Annotated in this window: 1 rRNA gene; it reads right to left on the bottom strand. The window is 51.8% G+C overall.

Features of this window, described 5'->3' with window-relative positions:
- Positions 1-22 precede the first annotated feature (22 nt).
- Positions 23-1173: ribosomal RNA gene (locus tag LK542_RS24760) — 23S ribosomal RNA — on the bottom strand; the annotation flags it as partial.

The following is a 1173-nucleotide window of genomic DNA, read 5'->3' as shown; positions in this document are numbered from 1 at the left end:
GTCTATAGCCTACCAAGGTTATAGGGACAAGCCGTACGGGCAATTAGTACTGGTTAGCTTAATGCATTACTGCACTTCCACACCCAGCCTATCAACGTCCTGGTCTCGAACGACCCTTCAAGGAGCTCAAGGCTCCGGGAAATCTCATCTCAAGGCAAGTTTCCCGCTTAGATGCTTTCAGCGGTTATCTCTTCCGAACTTAGCTACCCGGCAATGCCACTGGCGTGACAACCGGTACACCAGAGGTTCGTCCACTCCGGTCCTCTCGTACTAGGAGCAGCCCCCTTCAAATTTCCAACGCCCACGGCAGATAGGGACCAAACTGTCTCACGACGTTTTAAACCCAGCTCACGTACCACTTTAAATGGCGAACAGCCATACCCTTGGGACCGGCTACAGCCCCAGGATGTGATGAGCCGACATCGAGGTGCCAAACTCCCCCGTCGATATGAACTCTTGGGAGGAATCAGCCTGTTATCCCCAGAGTACCTTTTATCCGTTGAGCGATGGCCCTTCCATACAGAACCACCGGATCACTATGTCCTACTTTCGTACCTGCTCGACTTGTCGGTCTCGCAGTTAAGCACGCTTATGCCATTGCACTATTAGCACGATGTCCGACCGTACCTAGCGTACCTTCGAACTCCTCCGTTACACTTTAGGAGGAGACCGCCCCAGTCAAACTGCCTACCATGCACTGTCCCCGATCCGGATAACGGACCAAGGTTAGAACCTCAAACAAACCAGGGTGGTATTTCAAGGATGGCTCCACGAGAACTGGCGTCCCCGCTTCAAAGCCTCCCACCTATCCTACACAGATTGGTTCAAAGTCCAATGCAAAGCTACAGTAAAGGTTCATGGGGTCTTTCCGTCTAGCCGCGGGTAGATTGCATCATCACAAACATTTCAACTTCGCTGAGTCTCGGGAGGAGACAGTGTGGCCATCGTTACGCCATTCGTGCAGGTCGGAACTTACCCGACAAGGAATTTCGCTACCTTAGGACCGTTATAGTTACGGCCGCCGTTTACTGGGACTTCAATCAAGAGCTTGCACCCCATCATTTAATCTTCCAGCACCGGGCAGGCGTCACACCCTATACGTCCACTTTCGTGTTTGCAGAGTGCTGTGTTTTTATTAAACAGTCGCAGCCACCAGTTTATTGCAACCCTTTC

The organism is Massilia sp. IC2-477 (genome assembly GCF_020707265.1).
GTDB lineage: Bacteria > Pseudomonadota > Gammaproteobacteria > Burkholderiales > Burkholderiaceae_D > Telluria.
The sequence above is the reverse complement of the archived record's forward strand: the minus strand, read 5'-3'. Positions and strand labels throughout refer to the sequence as shown.